We start from the raw sequence: 17,320 nt of genomic DNA, 5'->3' as shown, positions 1-17,320 counted from the left end.
GCTCGCGCCCGGTTTACTTCAGGCCTTGCCCGGAAAACATCAAAACTTTGTCACCGGCATATTGAACGCTGATAAAGCTGTTTTTATCGCCCCAGGTGCAACTGGACATGCCCAGTGCGCCAGAACAATCGGTCGGTTTGCCCAGCAGCGACTCCACCTCAGCCTTGGCCATGCCAGCCGACAACTTCGCGTAATTTTCTTGGTTGACCTTGCTGCAAGCGGCCAATAGCACGCAAAAAGCCAGCAGGGCGAGACGGCGTAACGACATGGAAAAACTCCTGGAGGGACGAAGCAGCTTGGGTATCTGCCAGAAGCTTAGAAGGGAAAAGAGGTGTCTGGTTCCCGATGAGCAAAAACAAAAAAGCCCCGAAAACGCTGAAACGTTTCGGGGCTTTTTCAACAGTGAACAGCCTCACAACATCGCGGATAAGTTATCGCCGCGTCTTACTTCTTGTGGTAACCGGTCACGCGCTCAACTTCTTCTTTGGAGCCCAGGAACACCGCCACGCGCTGGTGCAGGCCTTCGGGCTGGATGTCGAGGATGCGCTGGTGGCCGTCGGTGGACGCGCCGCCCGCTTGCTCAACCAGAAAGGACATCGGGTTGGCTTCGTACATCAAACGCAGCTTGCCAGGCTTGGACGGCTCGCGGCTGTCACGCGGGTACATGAACAAGCCACCACGGGTCAGGATACGGTGCACGTCAGCTACCATCGCGGCGACCCAGCGCATGTTGAAGTTCTTCTTCAGCGGGCCTTCTTCACCTGCCATCAACTCGCCGACGTAGCGAGTCACCGGCTCTTCCCAGTGGCGCTGGTTGGACATGTTGATCGCGAATTCCTGGGTAGAGGCAGGAATAGTGATGTCTTCGTGAGTCAGCACGAAGCTGCCCATTTCACGGTCCAGGGTAAAGCCTTTGACGCCGTCGCCCAGGGTCAGCACCAGCATGGTCTGTGGGCCGTAGATCGCGTAGCCGGCAGCCACTTGCTCAGTGCCTGGCTGCAGGAAGGCCTTTTCGTTCAGGGCTTCGTTCTGGCTCAGGTATTCGTTCGGGCAACGCAGTACCGAGAAGATGGTGCCGACCGGCGCGTTGATGTCGATGTTGGACGAACCGTCCAGTGGGTCGAACACCAGCAGGTAGGCGCCTTTCGGGTATTTGCCCGGGATCTGGTAGGCATTGTCCATTTCTTCGGACGCCATGCCGGCCAGGTGACCACCCCATTCGTTGGCTTCGAGCAGGATCTCGTTGGAGATCACGTCGAGCTTCTTCTGCACTTCGCCTTGGACGTTTTCAGTGCCCATGCTGCCCAGAACACCACCCAGTGCACCTTTGGACACGGCGTGGCTGATTTCCTTGCAAGCACGCGCCACCACTTCGATAAGGAAGCGCAGATCGGCAGGCGTGTTGTTGCTGCGGGTCTGCTCGATCAAATAGCGACTCAGGGTAACGCGGGACATGTAAGGCTCCGGAGAATGGGGGGCTTAAAAACCCGCGCAGTTTAACGCGAGTCGAGGGTTATTTCCTCTAATCAGAGGATTTAACGCCAATAGAGTTCACGATTTGGCCGCAGGCGCACGCAACAGACTGTAGGCCATCGCCCCCAGCGCCGCCACACCCAACAGGAGCACGGCCCACAGGCCGAGTTTCTTCCAGTCGGTGCCCACTTCGGGCGATGCGGCAACGCTGGCGCTTTTAACCACAGCGTCACCGCTGACCCTGGCCTGGCCCAGCGTCTTGAGGCGCTCGGCGCTGTAGTCGGGAATCAAGGTCGACAAGGGCAGGTTTGCCGCCTTGACCGCGCCATTGCCCAACGCCAGGGTAAACGGCGGCTCACCGCGCGCCAGGAACACCAACTGCGTGGCGCGCACGGCAAAACGCAGGGCTGGCGCCTCAACGCCCAGGCCACCGCCGCGCTCATCCACCTGCAATTTAAGCTCGCCGACAGCCACTCCCGGCAGTTGCAACTCATCCTGCACCACGTCCTGGCCATTCTGGGTCAAGCGGTACAACACACCATTGCTCAGCGGCTGCCAGGCTTGATTGGCGTCACGGCGCCCCGCCAAGGTGACGGGCGCCAGCGTGTTGGGCTGCTTGAGCTCGATGCGCAGACGCTCGACATGCAGCCCCGTCGGCAACTGCCAGCTGTACTCCCCCGCCTTGAGCCGCGCACCCGACAATGGCTGCGACCACACCAATGCCATCGGCAGGCTGCTGCTGGTGGCGCTCACCAGCTTGGCCGAGGTCAGCGTCGGCGCGACCTGGCCCTGCCACACCAGGCGCAGGTAACGCGCCGGTTGCCCCGGCAAACTAACCTCGTGTTGCTCGACACGCTCGTCGGCAAACGACAGACGTGCCACCTGGCCATCGCCCCACGACTCCCAGTGCTGCAAGTCGTCGCTGGCCTCAATGCTGAAACGCTGGAAGCCGTCCTGTTCGCGGCTCCAGTCCAGGCTCAGTTGCTGCAACGGCGCCTTGATCGCACTGGCGTCCAGCACCCAGCCGCGCAGCACTTGCTTGCCCGCCTTGGACGGGCGCACTTCGAGCAGCGTGCCTTCGGCCGTGGATTTCATCACCACATCCGGCACGCTTTCGCGCGTGTCGGCGGCGTACAGCGGGAACCACTTCACGTCGGTCACAGTGCGGCTTTCAGTGCGTTGCGCAGATTGGCGTGACAGCGCGTAGGCCTGAGGCTCACCGGCGGCATTGAACACGCGCACATCGCCGAGATCCGCCTGACGCGCGCTCAGTTGCACAGACAGCGGCAGCTCCAGGCGATACCAAGGGCCGCTGCCACTCACCGCCAGCGGCACTTGCGTGGTGAAGTCGGCAGACGTTTCCTGCGCCCACACCGACGACGTCATACACACGCCCACCGCGATCACGCTCAACTTACCGATCAAGAGGATGCTCCTTCAGTTTCCAACACAGGTTCGGCACGCTTGGGCGGCAGCGGCGCAAAGTAACCCACCACCAGCAGCAACCCACCCACGCCGATAAACGACACGATCCGCGCCAGCCCGCCACGGTTGCTCAGCTCGACGAAGAACAGCTTGGCGACCACCACCGCAATCAGCGCCGCACCGATCAACCACACTTCGCGACGATGGCGCAGATGGCCGCCGATCATCAGCCCGAGGGCGATCAGGGTCCAGACAATCGATAGGCCGGCCTGAACCAGCATCGACTCCAGCAACGCCTCCGGATGGAACGGCACGCCTGCCCAATGGTGGGCAGCGCGCATCACCAGGGCCGTGAAAAAGGCAAACAGCGAAACCCCCGCGACACCTTGGGCGATCAGCTCGGCACGTGGACCGCGCTGCGGCGCTACGCTGCGCGACCACAGGTAAATACCCAGCAACGCGAACAGCAGGCCCAGGTCCAGGGGCTGAGCAGCGGCACATACGGCAGCGGTTTGGCCGTACCGTCGCTGAAGATATTGGCCAACCAGAACCAGCCGAGCATCAACACCGCCAGCGGCAGCGCGGCGAGCACACGGTATTCACGCGGATACGCCGACACCGGCCATGGCCAGCGGCGTGGCGCAGCCGCCAACACGAGGTACAGACTTGGCAGGATCGCCCAACCCAGCCAGCGCCAGGCGTTGTATTCGCTCGACAGCAGCAACAGGCCGTAACGCAGCTCCAGCGCCAGCACGCCGATCAGCATCCAGCAGCCGAGTACGTGAGCGATGCTCAGCACGTTGCTCGGCACCACCGCCGCCAAACGCCGTAGCGAAATGAAATGCACCACAAACACTGCCAACCAGGCCAGCCAGCCGTACTGCGCTGCCGGGTGGTAGTAGTCATCGGCTGAGGCCAGCAACACCACACCCGCCGCCGGCATCAGCAAGGTGCAAAGCATGCCCAGCGACGCCCAGCGCGAACGTTCGGCCAGCAGCGCCCAGATCGCCACGCTCACCGCCGCGATGCCGAGCAAAAATGGCCCTTGCAGCGACTGCGGGATAAACCGCAACACTTCACCGATCAGCGCCAGCGTCCACCAGGCTGCGCCCCACACCAGCAGCAGGTCAGACAGGCGTTGCAGTTTCAACACGGCAAACACCGGCGCATGCGGCTCACGCTGCAAGCGCCAGGCGCCGACCAAGGCAGCCAGGCCCAACACCATTGGCGTCCAGAAACCGCTGTGCGCCAAGGGGCGCAAGCCTTCACTGCTCAACGACCCGAGCAGCTGTGGCACCGCCAACAGGAACGAGGCGCCGCCGATCAGTTGCAGCAGCAACCCAAACACAAAGCTCACACGCTGTTGCAGGTACAGGCTCAGCCAGATAATCAGCAAACCGCTGGCCGCCCACACGCCGCTGGCGCTTTCCCACGGCAGCACGAACAGCACCGCGAGGTTGATCAGGACCAGACCGGCTAGCAGCACCACCGACAGACCGCGCAGCAGGCCTATGTCGCTGCGCACCTTGTCGTCGCGCGCGGCCAGCAGCATGCCGCCGACCAACGCCAGGCCGATCAGCGAGGCGGTCAGCAAACCGCTCCAGCCCGCACTGAATACCGCCGCGCCGTCACCGCCCTGCAAGCGCAACAGGAACAACGCACCACCGAGCAATTGCACGCCAAACGCGGTGAACAGGAAGGTGCGCGAGCCGATGCGCAGGCCGACAAGCAGCGTCACAAGACCCGCGATTGCCCAACTGATGGCGGTGCCTTGGGTCAGCAGCAGCAACGGTGCAAGCAGGTACAAAAAGCTCAGGCCCAGGCTCGCCAGCACGGGCAGGCCTTTGCGCTCCCAGTCCGCCGCCTGCTCGGTCGACGCCTTGCGCAACTGATTAAAGCTGAACAACAGCGCCGCACCCAGCAACAGCGCGCCCAATGGCGCACCGTCAAGCAAGGTCAGTTCGCCTACGCGCAGTTCGCTGAGGAACGCCAGCGCCGAGCCCAATTGCAGCAACAGGCCGAACGCGCGCGCCAGTGGCCGCTGCTGACGCAAGCCGAGCCAGAAAATCCCCGCGCCCTCCACCGCCCACGCCGCAGCCGTCCAGCGTGCGTCGAGGCCCAGCGGAATCGCCAAACTGGCAAAGATCACGCCCAACGCCAGGCAGGTTTCCGCCAGCAGCAAGGCGCGCCCGCCACGCAGCCATTGCGCCAGCCCCATGTAGAGGATGCCAAGGCCCAGCGCACTGAATGCGGTGGCAAATTCCAGGTGCTGCACCAGCGCGAACTGCAAACCAAAGCCCACCAACGGTGGGCCGAACAGCATGCTGCCGTCGACGTAATCACCCTTGGCCGCCGACCAGCGCAGCAGCGCACCCCGACTGTCGTCTTCGGGTGCGTCGCTCATCTCAAGCAGTTTACGCCGGGCGAACAACAGGCCGATGACCAGGTACATCAGGAAAAAAAGGATCAGGAACGGCTCGGTGCTCCACAGCAGTTCCGGTGTGTAGGAACGCATGCCCCAGGCGAAACCAATGCCGAAAGTACCCACGAACCCGATTAGGTTGAGCAAGCGCCAGGCCTTGAACCAGGCGATGGCGAGGATGCCGGCGTTGAGCAAAGCGAAGTAGCTGAACAACGCCACGTGGTTACCGGCGCCGGTTGACGTGAGAATCGGCGCGGCAAAGCCACCCAACGCCGCCGCGCAAGCCAGGCCAAGGGCATCCTGGGTGATCGCCAGGATCGCCGAGAACACCGTGACCGCCACCAGCAGGCCCAGCGCGGCGCCCGGATCGATCAACGGGTGCAAGCGCATTGCGGCGAACACCGTCAGGTACAACACGGCAATGCCGGTGCCTTGCAGCATCAGGCCGTAATTGCTGTTACGCAGCCGCAACCACCACCCCAGGCCCAACAGGCCGATGGCGGCAGCGGCAACCCCGGCGTAACGCAACTCGATCGGCACCACCACGCCTTCGGTGGCATAGCGCAGCAAAAAGGCCAGGCCCAGGAACAACAGCACCACGCCGACGCGCAGCACGGTGTTACCGCCAAACAGCCAATTGCGTGCGCCACTGATGGCGCGCTCGATCAGGTTGGGGCCGCGGGCAATAGCAGGCTCTTTAGGTTCTGGCGTCGGCGCTGGGGCCCAGACGTGATCCGGCAGCGGCTGGCTCGCCTCGGCAACCACGGCGACAGGCGCCAGTTCGGCGGGCAGCTCCCAGACAAGTTCGGGCTTTGCAACGACAGGAGGAGGTTCAGGCACGGAGGGTTCGACAATCACGCTGTTCGTCGGCGCGGGCACCTCCAGTTGCCGCAGGCGCTCACCCAGCGCAATCAGCGCCTTTTGCGTGGTTTCCAACTGACGCGCCTGCTGGTCCGCTTGCGCCGACAGCTTCGCCAGGCGGATGGCCTGGCCAATGCCCAAGCCCAGCAGCGCACCGATACCCGCATCACTGAACGACTCATCGAGTGTCCAGCCGAGCACCAGGCCAATCAGCATGAAAATCCATTGCATGGTTGATATCCCTAAGCAGCCCGAGGCGGGCAAACCGGGGCCTAGTATATCGACGCGGGGCCAATGTGGGAGGGGGCTTGCCCCCGATAGCGGTGTGCCAGTCGATATATCTGCAAACTGGCAATTCGCTATCGGGGGCAAGCCCCCTCCCACATTTTTGTATTGCGGTGATTAGTCGAGCGCTTTCCAGATTTCGGTCGCGTACTCCCTGATGGTGCGGTCGGACGAGAACCAGCCCATCCGCGCCGTATTCAGCACAGCCGAGCGCCACCACGCTTTGGAGTCATGCCAATGCGCTTCGACCCGCGCCTGGGCGTCCCAGTAGGAGTCGAAGTCGGCACACACCAGGAAGCGGTCGTAGTCGATCAGCCCGTCGATCAGGCCCACATAGCGGCCGGGATCATCCGGCGAGAACACCCCGCCCCGAATCGCTTGCAACACGTCGTTGAGACGATGAGAAGCAGCAATTTCCGGCCCGGCGTTGAATTCGCCCGCGTGCTTGCGGGCTTCGACCTGCTGAGCACTGAGGCCGAAAATGAACATGTGATCGGCGCCCACGCGCTCGTGCATCTCCACGTTGGCGCCGTCCATGGTGCCGATGGTCAGCGCGCCGTTGAGGCCGAACTTCATGTTGCTGGTGCCCGAGGCTTCAAAGCCGGCCGTGGAGATCTGCTCCGACAAATCCGCCGCCGGAATGATGCTTTCCGCCAGGCTGACGTTGTAGTTGGGCAGGAACACCACCTTGAGCAAACCGCGCACGGTCGGGTCGTTGTTCACGGTACGGGCGATGTCGTTGGTCAACTTGATGATCAACTTGGCCTGGTGGTAACTCGCCGCGGCCTTGCCGGCGAAGATCTTCACCCGTGGCACCCAGTCGGTGCCAGGCTCGGCGCGGATCGCCTGGTACAACGCCACGGTGTGCAGCAGGTTGAGCAGCTGGCGTTTGTACTCGTGGATGCGTTTGACCTGCACGTCGAACATCGCCGCCGGGTTCACTGAAATACCCAGGCGCTCATGGATGATCTCGGCCAGTGCACGCTTGCTGTGCAGGCGCTGATCGGCAAAGGCTTTACGGAAGGATTGCTTCTCGGCGAAGGTTTCCAGCTCCGTCAGGCGCGTTTCCATGGTGTCGAGAATGTCCGGGCCCAGCGCGTCCACCAGCATATCGGTGAGCTTGGGGTTGGCCTGGTACAGCCAGCGGCGGAAGGTAATGCCGTTGGTTTTATTGTTGATGCGCTCCGGGTACAGCTTGTGCAGCTCGGAGAACACCGTGCTGCGCATCAGCTGGGTGTGCAGGCCAGACACGCCGTTGACGCTATGCGAGCCGAGGAACGCCAGGTTACCCATGCGCACGCGGCGGCCGTTGTCTTCTTCGATCAGCGACACGGCGCGTAGCACGTCGAAGTCGTGAATGCCTTTGGCCCGTAGCGAGTCGATGTGCTGGGCGTTAATCAGGTAGATGATCTGCATGTGGCGCGGCAGCATGCGTTCCATCAAACCTACAGGCCAGGTTTCCAGGGCTTCGGGCAGCAAGGTGTGGTTGGTGTAGGAAAGGGTTTCAACCGTCACGTCCCACGCCGCTTCCCACGGAATGTCATGCAGGTCGACCAGTTGGCGCATCAGCTCGGCGACGGCAATCGAGGGGTGCGTGTCGTTGAGCTGGATGGCGGCGTGTTCGCCCAGGCTCAATACCGAGCCGTGCATGTTTTTGTGGCGGCGCAGCAGATCCTGCAGCGAGGCAGAGACGAAGAAGTATTCCTGGCGCAGACGCAGTTCCTGCCCTGCTTCGGTGCTGTCGGCCGGGTAAAGCACACGGGAGATGCTTTCGGCACGGGCGACTTCGGCGACGGCGCCCAAGTGGTCACCCGCGTTGAAACGCTCCAGGTGCAAGTCTTCCACGGCGCGTGCACGCCACAGGCGCAGGGTGTTGACGCTGGCGCCGCGCCAGCCGACCACGGGAGTGTCATAAGCCACCGCGCGCACGGTTTCATTCGGCGACCACACTTGGATCATCTTGCCGGAAGCGTCCGCCAGGGTTTCGACGCTGCCGCCAAAACCGATGGGGTAAATCACCTCGGCCCGTTCGAATTCCCACGGGTTGCCAAAGTCCAGCCAGCGCTCGGTCTGCTCCTGTTGCCAGCCATCGACGATCGCCTGGCGAAACAAACCGTGCTCGTAACGAATGCCATAACCGTGGCCGGCAATGCCCAAGGTCGACATGCTTTCCATAAAGCATGCGGCCAGGCGGCCCAGGCCACCGTTGCCAAGCGCCGCGTCGGGCTCCAGCAGGCGGATGCGCTCCAGGTCCACACCGAGTTCGGACAGCGCTTCGCGCGCGATCTCCAGCACGCCGAGGTTGCTCAGGCTGTCGTAGAGCAAACGGCCGATAAGAAATTCCAGGGAAAGGTAATAAACCCGCTTCTGGCCTTTGCGGTAAATGCGCCGCGTGTGGTCCATCCAGTGATCGACCATCTGGTCGCGGGCGGCCAGGGCAATGGCTTCGAACCAGTCGTGGTCGAAGGCGTGGTCGGGGTCCTTGCCCACCGCGTAGGTGAGTTTGGTCAAGACAGCATCGCGGAATGCGGCTACCTCTGCTTCTCGTGCAAGCGGTTCCTGAGACATCGGTGCGACCTCGGGCGAGATTGAAGGAGTTGCTAGAGCCTAGTCGGTCTGACAGACGGTAGACGCTCTGGTTCGGCAGTATTTTTACTCATTCACCTTTGCGGCAAATTGATGCAGGGGTCGTGCCCAATCGGTGCTTGAGCAGCCTTCGGGCTGAAAACCACAAAATATTGTTCAAAAAACCATCAATCCCGGTATGATCGCGCGCCCGGATACAGCCCCACCTTGGAACCCTGATGAAGCCTCAACTGATCGCCGCCGCGGAACTCGACCGTCTCGAGACCTGGCAGAAATATTCCGCCCACATGTGCGGTGGCTGCGTGTCCAGCTGCTGCACGCTGCCGGTTGAGGTGAAGATCAAGGACCTTATCCGCATTGGCATCGTCGATGAATTCGAGCGCGGCGACCCGCCCAAGAACATCGCCAAGCGCTTGCAGAAAGAAGGCATCGTCGAGCGTTTCAATTCCAAATCCGAGATTTTTACCTTGCAGCGCATGAGCAACAACGATTGCCTGTACCTGGATCGTAAAACGCGCTTCTGCACTATTTATGACAAGCGTCCGGATACGTGCCGCAACCACCCCAAAATCGGGCCGCGGCCGGGGTACTGCGCGTATAAGCCCAAGGAAGTGGTGCGCGAGACCAAGTTCAAGACGCTCGATAAGTTCTGATCCGGTTTTTGTGGGGCTTTGAGGGCCCTATCGGGGGCAAGCCCCCTCCCACATTGGAACGCATTTCAAAGGTGGGAGGGGGCTTGCCCCCGATAGGGCCGGTACATTCACCACAAATTCTGCAGGCACAAAAAAACGCCCCCGGCCTTTCGACCGGGGGCGTTTTTCATTCAGCCTGAGTTAACTCAGTTCTTGGCTTTCTTGGCAGCGCGGGTACGCTCGCCTTCGTCCAGGATCTTCTTACGCAGGCGGATCGACTTAGGCGTGACTTCGCACAGCTCGTCGTCCTGGATGAATTCCAGGGCCTGTTCCAGGGTGAAGCGAACAGGTGGAACCAGAGCGATGGTTTCGTCTTTGCCCGAAGCACGCATGTTGTCGAGCTTCTTGCCTTTGGTTGGGTTGACGCCCATGTCGTTGTCACGGCTGTTCAGACCAACGATCTGACCGTTGTAGATCTCTTGACCGTGTTCAACGAACAGCTTGCCACGCGCCTGCAGAGTTTCCAGGGAGTAGGTCAGTGCCTTGCCGGTTTCTACCGATACCAGAACACCGTTCTGACGGCCGGACATGTCGCCGGACTTCATGGTGTCGTAGCGATCGAAGATCGAGGTCAGGATGCCAGCACCGTTGGTCAGGGTCAGGAACTGGTTACGGAAACCGATCAGACCACGAGCAGGGATGTTGTATTCCAGACGCACACGGCCTTTGCCATCCGGCACCATGTTGGTCAGGTCGCCCTTACGCAGGCCCATCTCTTCCATGACCTTGCCCTGGGATTCTTCAGGGGTGTCGATGGTGACGTTTTCGAACGGTTCCTGCTTCACGCCGTCAACCTGACGGATGATCACTTCAGGACGACCAACGCCCATTTCGAAGCCTTCGCGACGCATGGTTTCGATCAGTACCGAGAGGTGCAGCTCACCACGGCCGGAAACCTTGAACTTGTCAGCCGAGTCGCCTTCTTCAACGCGCAGTGCAACGTTGTACAGCAGCTCTTTGTCCAGACGTTCCTTGATGTTACGGGAAGTCACGAACTTGCCTTCTTTACCGCAGAAAGGCGAGTCGTTTACCTGGAAGGTCATGGAAACGGTTGGCTCGTCAACGGTCAGAGGCTTCATCGCCTCGACGTTGTCCGGCTGGCACAGGGTGTCGGAGATGAACAGCGAGTCCATACCGCTCACGCACACGATGTCACCGGCAAACGCTTCTTCAACGTCGATACGGTGCAGACCGTGGTGACCCATCAGCTTCAGGATACGGCCGTTGCGTTTCTTGCCGTCGGCGCCGATGGCGACAACCGGTGTGTTCGGCTTGACGCTACCACGAGCGATACGGCCAACACCGATAACACCCAGGAAGCTGTTGTAGTCCAGTGCCGAGATTTGCATCTGGAACGGACCGTCACGGTCAACTTTTGGCGCCGGTACGTTGTCGACGATCGACTGGTACAGCGGGGTCATGTCTTCAGCCATGTCGGTGTGTTCCAGACCGGCAATGCCGTTCAGGGCCGAGGCGTAGACGACTTTGAAGTCCAGCTGTTCTTCGGTAGCACCCAGGTTGTCGAACAGGTCGAAGATCTGGTCCAGAACCCAGTCCGGACGCGCGCCTGGACGGTCAACCTTGTTGATGCACACGATCGGACGCAGGCCGGCTTCAAACGCCTTCTTGGTCACGAAACGGGTTTGCGGCATAGGGCCGTCTTGAGCGTCAACCAGCAGCAGAACGGAGTCAACCATCGACATTACACGTTCAACTTCGCCGCCGAAGTCGGCGTGGCCCGGGGTGTCCACGATGTTGATGTGGTAGCCGTTCCAGTTGATAGCGGTGTTTTTAGCCAGGATGGTAATACCGCGCTCTTTTTCCTGGTCGTTGGAGTCCATCACGCGCTCGTCGTTGAGCTCGTTGCGCTCCAGGGTGCCGGATTGACGCAGGAGTTTGTCTACCAGGGTGGTTTTACCATGGTCAACGTGAGCAATGATGGCGATGTTACGTAGATTTTCGATCACTTGTGTATCTCGATCAGAGGATTCGGTGTGCTGACAGGTCGTGGCAGCGATTAACAGTAGAGTCAGGCCTTGCCGTTACAGCTTGACGGCAGAGTCGGGGGCCGGTGACGCAGGCCACAGGCAAACAGCCCCGGGCTCTTAGCTCGGTCGATAAACGCGCACATTGGCATGCCCCTCACTGAGCAAATGGTGGGCATGCAGGCGACTCATCACGCCTTTGTCGCAATACAGCAGGTACTGACGGCTGTTATCCAGTTCCTTGAAACGCGCGTTCAATGCGTAGAACGGCAGCGTTTGCACGTCGATGCCAGCGATTTCCAGCGGCTCATCTTCGGCGGCATCCGGATGACGGATGTCGACGACAATCTGGCCGGCCAGGACTTCGCTGACTTCTTCGATTTGCACATCCTGGCCCAGTTCGTCGATGACGCGATCGATCGGGACCATTTTGGCGTTCTCGAGCGCACGCTCCAGAATCGCCATGTCGAACTGTTGTTCTTCGTACTCCACGCGGTTGCGCTTGGCGTGGGTCTTGGGGTTCACCGAGATGACCCCGCAATATTCAGGCATGTGTTTGGCAAACGCTGCCGTGCCGATTTCTTCGGCCTGGTCGATGATGTCCTGCTTGTGACTGGCAATCAGCGGGCGCAGCACCAGCTTCTCGGTCACGCAGTCGATCAGCGACAGGTTCGGCAGCGTCTGGCTGGAGACCTGGGAAATCGCTTCACCGGTCACCAGCGCGTCGATCTGCAGCTGATCGGCAATCCGCGACGCAGCGCGCAACATCATACGCTTCAATACTACGCCCATATGACTGTTATCGACTTTGCCGAGAATTTCGCCCAGCACTTCCTCAAACGGCACGCTTACGAATAGCACGCGTTGGGAGCTGCCGTACTTCTTCCAGATAAAGTGCGCGACTTCCATCACGCCCAATTCGTGTGCACGCCCGCCCAGATTAAAGAAGCAGAAGTGGCTCATCAGGCCGCGGCGCATGATCTGGTAGGCCGCCACCGTGGAATCGAAACCGCCGGACATCAGTACCAGGGTCTGTTCCAGGGCACCCAGCGGGTAGCCGCCGATGCTGTTGTGCTGGCTGTGGATCACAAACAACCGTTGGTCGCGAATTTCCATGCGCACTTCAATTTGCGGCGCTTTCAGGGAAATTCCGGCAGCGCCGCACTCGCGACGCAGCTTGCTGCCGACGTATTTCTCGACGTCCATGGAGCTGAAGGTGTGCTTGCCGGCGCGCTTGCAGCGCACCGAAAAGATCTTGCCTTCAAGCTCGCTACCGTAGTGCTGTTTGCACTTTTCGGTGATGTCGTCGAAGTCGCCCAGCGGGTACTCATCCACCTGCAGGAAATGCGCGATGCCCGGCATGCAGCTCAGGCGCTCAGTCATGTCCTTCAAGGCTTTGGCGTCGGTGACACGGGTTTCCAGCTCGAGGTTGTCCCACACGCCGTTCACCACCACAGCCGGGTCCAGGTCACGGAGCACGGCACGGATGTTCTTGGCCAACTGACGGATGAAACGCGTCCGTACCGGTCGGCTTTTGATGGTGATCTCGGGGAACACTTTAACGATTAATTTCATGGAAACAGCGCGCGCCGGGCCTGCTGAAAAAGGGGGGCGCGGATTATAGCGGAAATCGCTCAAGGTTTAACCAGTTAATATGCATCAGACACAACACGCACCAAAACGGGTCATTTGCGCAAATTGGCGCTACATTGCAGTGCGTTATTTATTGCGCTTCAGCGGATTGCACCTTTATAGGGGCCATTTTGAGGCAAAAAGGCCATGTTGGCGCACTGGCATGCAATTTGCTCTCTTGTGAGGCAGGTTGCCTTGGTCGAGTATTCGCGCCGGCATCACCCACATTCTAAGGGCTAACTCCACTACCCCAGCCCGAAGCCACCCGGAGGACACCATGTCGAAGTCGGTTCAACTCATCAAAGATCATGACGTTAAATGGATTGATCTGCGCTTCACGGACACTAAAGGTACTCAGCACCACGTGACCATGCCGGCTCGCGACGCGCTGGATGATGCTTTCTTCGAAGAAGGCAAAATGTTCGACGGTTCCTCCATTGCTGGCTGGAAAGGCATCGAAGCCTCCGACATGATCCTGATGCCGGACGACAGCACTGCCGTTCTCGACCCGTTCACCGAAGACCCAACCCTGATCATCGTCTGCGACGTGATCGAGCCTTCGACCATGCAAGGCTACGACCGCGACCCACGTGCGATCGCCAAGCGTGCCGAGGAATACCTGAAGTCGACCGGTATCGGCGACACCGTATTCGTAGGCCCAGAGCCAGAATTCTTCATCTTTGATTCGGTCAAGTTCAAGTCCGACATCTCCGGTTCCATGTTCAAAATCTTCTCCGAACAAGGTTCGTGGATGTCCGACCAGGACATCGAAGGCGGCAACAAAGGCCACCGTCCAGGCATCAAAGGTGGCTACTTCCCAGTTCCGCCATTCGACCACGACCATGAAATCCGTACCTCCATGTGCAACGCCATGGAAGAAATGGGCCTGGTCATCGAAGTTCACCACCACGAAGTGGCGACTGCCGGCCAGAACGAAATCGGCGTGAAGTTCAACACCCTGGTGGCCAAGGCTGACGAAGTTCAGACCCTGAAATACTGCGTACACAACGTGGCTGATGCCTACGGCCGTACCGCTACTTTCATGCCTAAGCCGCTGTACGGCGATAATGGCTCGGGTATGCACGTTCACCTGTCCATCGCTAAAGAAGGCAAAAACACCTTCGCTGGCGAAGGTTATGCCGGCCTGTCCGACACCGCCCTGTACTTCATCGGCGGTATCATCAAGCACGGTAAGGCCCTGAACGGCTTCACCAACCCGTCGACCAACTCCTACAAGCGTCTGGTCCCAGGTTTCGAAGCACCTGTAATGCTGGCTTACTCGGCGCGTAACCGTTCCGCCTCAATCCGTATTCCTTACGTGTCCAGCCCTCGCGCTCGCCGTATCGAAGCGCGCTTCCCGGATCCAGCAGCCAACCCGTACCTGGCCTTCGCTGCCCTGGTCATGGCCGGCCTGGACGGTATCCAGAACAAGATCCACCCAGGCGACGCCGCCGACAAAAACTTGTACGACCTGCCGCCTGAAGAGGCCAAAGAGATCCCACAAGTGTGCGGCAGCCTGAAAGAAGCCCTGGAAGAGCTGGACAAGGGCCGTGCGTTCCTGACCAAAGGCGGCGTATTCAGCGACGACTTCATCGATGCCTACATCGAGCTGAAAAGCGAAGAAGAAATCAAAGTACGCACCTTCGTACACCCACTGGAATACGAGCTGTACTACAGCTGCTGATCCGGTAGCGCCGCTTAAAGCGGCGTGACAAAAAAGGCCTCCTTCGGGAGGCCTTTTTTATGCCTGAAAATATCGAAGCTACCCGGGCGGCGTGAGAGACGGCCGCCGTCGGTACCCGTCAAAGCCATCGTGTTTCTGGCGGCGTTGCGGCACCTGCCACGCCCACCTCTTACATCACACAGGCAGATAACTGCGCAGACTCACCGCCTCGCCCGACATCCATCCCGATCTAACGCCCGTAGCCTGAGGCACTACTCTGCTCAACGGATCAAATCATGTACAACCGCTCGCTCGCGCTCATCGCCTGCCTGTTTCTGCACGGGTGTGGCACCCCGCCCAAAGCCCCTGCGCCGATCGAAAGGCAAATCCTGCTGCAAAGCAGCGCATCCTGGGACGGTACGCCTTATACCGGCTACCCCCAAAGCGCCCCGGAGCTGACACTGTTGAAGCTCAAGATTGCGCCACACACCACCCTCGCCTGGCACACACACCCGATGCCCAATGCGGCTTACATACTCAGCGGCGAACTCACGGTGCAAAGCCGCGACAGCGGGCACGCCCGGGTTTTCAGACAAGGGCAGACACTCGCCGAGATGGTCAACATCGTCCATCGAGGCGTCACAGGGGATACGCCGGTGGAGTTACTGGTGTTTTATGCCGGCAGCCCCGGCATGCCGCTCTCCCACACCGATTGATGCTGGCCTGCGCCACTAACTGCCGGGCGCGGGCGCGCGCAAAAAAGCTCAAGCGTGCCGCGCGCCTTCAATAATTACGCGTTATCGTTGGCGACCTTCGAACACGCTCGTGCCTACAGGGGACCGCCTTTGAAACATCGACTCGTACTTGCCTTGCTGTTCGCCAGCGCCACCGCCACTGCCGCGCCGCCGACACTCGAACCGCTGCTCAACAGCATCGCCGAGCGTCTGACCATCGCCGACCAGGTCGCACTGAGCAAATGGGACAGCCACAAAGCCGTGGAAGATCGCCCTCGCGAACAGGCTGTAATCGCCAGCGCGAGAGCCCAGGCCCCCGACTACAAAGTCTCGCCCGAGGCGGCGGAGCAGTTTTTCTCCGCGCAGATAGAGGCGAATAAACTGGTGCAATACACCCGACTGTCCGACTGGCAGTTTAAAGGCAAGGCGCCCGATACGCCGCGCCCGGACCTGACCGGCAAGATTCGCCCTCAACTGGACCAACTACAAAAACGCATGCTGCAACAATTAGCCGACTTCGGCCCCGAGCGCAGCAACCCGCAGTGCCCGCACTGGGTAGCCCTGGCCGTGCACGAACCGCTTAACGATCCCTTGGTGCAGATCGCAATGACCCGCGCCACGGCCGAGTTGTGCGTCTACACGCCTTGAAGGATAAGGGCCTGCTTCATTGAAGGCCCTTTCCCGCATTTTGGTTAAATCGCGGAAATGTCTGATACATCCCAGGCCATCGCGCCTCTACGATGCAGCGTCCTGCCGCCACTCGCCGATGTTTTTGCGATGAACCTTATCTGTAAGACCCTGTGTTCACTGACGCTCGTGCTCAGCCCAATCGCCGCAGCGCAAAAACCCACACCGTCAACGACCCTCGACCTTGAGCCCACGGCCTGGACGGTAGAAGCGCCTTACCCGCAAAGCACGATTATCAATGCCCGCATCAATGGCACCGCTGCCCACGACGGCAATTCCAGCATGGCGATCCTGCATGTGGCGTGCTACAGCGCGCCCTTGCGCCCAATGATCTCGCTGCTCACCCACACCGACCAGTTGCATTTCAAACCCGGTATTTATGAAGGCCCGGATGCTCGCTCCACCGGCCCGCTCAGCCTCACCACCGGCGTGCTTCCAGCCCGCACTTACCGCGTAAACGGCTATTACAGCGCCGAGCCCACGCAGCAGCACGGCGTGCTGTTCAAACTCACCATGCCCGCCAACCGCCAAGAGCTGCGCGAGTGGATCACCGACGACATGGGTGGCCAGCGCATCAGGATGACCATTCCCTCCGCCATTCCCGGTGATTCGCCACTGAGCGCCGAGTTCATCCTGCCCAAAGACAGCACAGGCTTGCGCGAGGTCATCAAGCCTTGCCTGAACAATCGAAAAAGCACGCCTAAAAAACCTTCCTGAACAAACCCCGCAAAACTGCACTATATTGGTGCGTAGCGCCGCACCCTTCCCACCCCGGCAGCCCATTTTGGTTCGAATCTTCCCGAGTGAGCTGGCAGAACGCCACAGTTTCGCGCCTTAAACCCCTATTTCAGGGCTTTAACGCTTCTTTTCGGAGC

The 17,320-nt window shown here is 60.3% G+C and carries 13 protein-coding genes; 5 read left to right on the top strand and 8 right to left on the bottom strand.

Annotated features, from left to right (window positions below; translation table 11 throughout):
• Window positions 1-13 precede the first annotated feature (13 nt).
• The 6 genes from AB5I78_RS02265 to AB5I78_RS02240 all read right to left on the bottom strand — a co-directional run bounded on the left by AB5I78_RS02265 (window position 14) and on the right by AB5I78_RS02240 (window position 9,034).
• Window positions 14-268 carry a hypothetical protein gene (locus tag AB5I78_RS02265; RefSeq protein WP_017849914.1) on the bottom strand — a complete coding sequence of 85 codons (255 nt, stop codon included), beginning with the start codon at window positions 266-268 and terminating at the stop codon, window positions 14-16.
• Between the two features lie 176 nt (window positions 269-444).
• Window positions 445-1,455, bottom strand: coding sequence for a class 1 fructose-bisphosphatase (locus tag AB5I78_RS02260; RefSeq protein ID WP_053253909.1), 1,011 nt, complete (start codon window positions 1,453-1,455; stop codon window positions 445-447).
• 96 nt (window positions 1,456-1,551) lie between these two features.
• Window positions 1,552-2,895: a DUF3999 domain-containing protein gene (locus tag AB5I78_RS02255; RefSeq protein WP_369301669.1), complete on the bottom strand. Its 1,344-nt coding sequence runs from the start codon at window positions 2,893-2,895 to the stop codon at window positions 1,552-1,554.
• Window positions 2,895-3,356: a DUF2339 domain-containing protein gene (locus tag AB5I78_RS02250; RefSeq protein ID WP_370004333.1), complete on the bottom strand. Its 462-nt coding sequence runs from the start codon at window positions 3,354-3,356 to the stop codon at window positions 2,895-2,897. Before AB5I78_RS02250 ends, AB5I78_RS02255 begins: the two co-directional genes overlap by 1 nt.
• Window positions 3,323-6,412, bottom strand: a complete 3,090-nt coding sequence (locus AB5I78_RS02245) for a DUF2339 domain-containing protein (protein ID WP_370004332.1) — start codon at window positions 6,410-6,412, stop codon at window positions 3,323-3,325. Before AB5I78_RS02245 ends, AB5I78_RS02250 begins: the two co-directional genes overlap by 34 nt.
• A 171-nt stretch (window positions 6,413-6,583) precedes the next feature.
• The gene (locus AB5I78_RS02240) at window positions 6,584-9,034 is read right to left on the bottom strand and encodes a glycogen/starch/alpha-glucan phosphorylase (RefSeq protein ID WP_262208047.1); all 2,451 of its coding nucleotides are present in this window, start codon (window positions 9,032-9,034) and stop codon (window positions 6,584-6,586) included.
• A gap of 236 nt (window positions 9,035-9,270) precedes the next feature.
• On the opposite strand from AB5I78_RS02240, the gene AB5I78_RS02235 reads away from it, so the two are divergent.
• Window positions 9,271-9,705: a YkgJ family cysteine cluster protein gene (locus AB5I78_RS02235; RefSeq protein WP_017529542.1), complete on the top strand. Its 435-nt coding sequence runs from the start codon at window positions 9,271-9,273 to the stop codon at window positions 9,703-9,705.
• A 185-nt stretch (window positions 9,706-9,890) separates the two neighbouring features.
• On the opposite strand, the gene typA is transcribed toward AB5I78_RS02235, so the two are convergent.
• Both typA and thiI read right to left on the bottom strand, forming a co-directional pair.
• Complete coding sequence (typA, locus tag AB5I78_RS02230) at window positions 9,891-11,711, bottom strand: translational GTPase TypA (protein ID WP_032890153.1); 1,821 nt, start codon at window positions 11,709-11,711, stop codon at window positions 9,891-9,893.
• Window positions 11,712-11,849: 138 nt separating this feature from the next.
• Window positions 11,850-13,304: a tRNA uracil 4-sulfurtransferase ThiI gene (gene thiI / locus AB5I78_RS02225; protein ID WP_106577484.1), complete on the bottom strand. Its 1,455-nt coding sequence runs from the start codon at window positions 13,302-13,304 to the stop codon at window positions 11,850-11,852.
• 334 nt (window positions 13,305-13,638) lie between these two features.
• On the opposite strand from thiI, the gene glnA reads away from it, so the two are divergent.
• The 4 genes from glnA (at window position 13,639) to AB5I78_RS02205 (ending at window position 17,162) form a co-directional block, all read left to right on the top strand.
• Window positions 13,639-15,045 carry a glutamate--ammonia ligase gene (gene glnA, locus AB5I78_RS02220; protein ID WP_034117297.1) on the top strand — a complete coding sequence of 469 codons (1,407 nt, stop codon included), beginning with the start codon at window positions 13,639-13,641 and terminating at the stop codon, window positions 15,043-15,045.
• A 275-nt stretch (window positions 15,046-15,320) separates the two neighbouring features.
• Window positions 15,321-15,740, top strand: a complete 420-nt coding sequence (locus AB5I78_RS02215; protein WP_145159904.1) for a cupin domain-containing protein — start codon at window positions 15,321-15,323, stop codon at window positions 15,738-15,740.
• A 129-nt stretch (window positions 15,741-15,869) separates the two neighbouring features.
• Entirely contained in the window at window positions 15,870-16,406 is a 537-nt protein-coding gene (locus AB5I78_RS02210) for a chorismate mutase (protein WP_145159903.1), read from the top strand.
• 129 nt (window positions 16,407-16,535) lie between these two features.
• Entirely contained in the window at window positions 16,536-17,162 is a 627-nt protein-coding gene (locus AB5I78_RS02205) for a hypothetical protein (RefSeq protein WP_369301663.1), read from the top strand.
• The last annotated feature ends 158 nt before the right edge of the window (window positions 17,163-17,320 follow it).

It is taken from the genome of Pseudomonas sp. N2-3-1-14 (genome assembly GCF_041228395.1).
GTDB lineage: Bacteria > Pseudomonadota > Gammaproteobacteria > Pseudomonadales > Pseudomonadaceae > Aquipseudomonas.
This window is presented reverse-complemented; position numbering and strand designations above follow the sequence as displayed.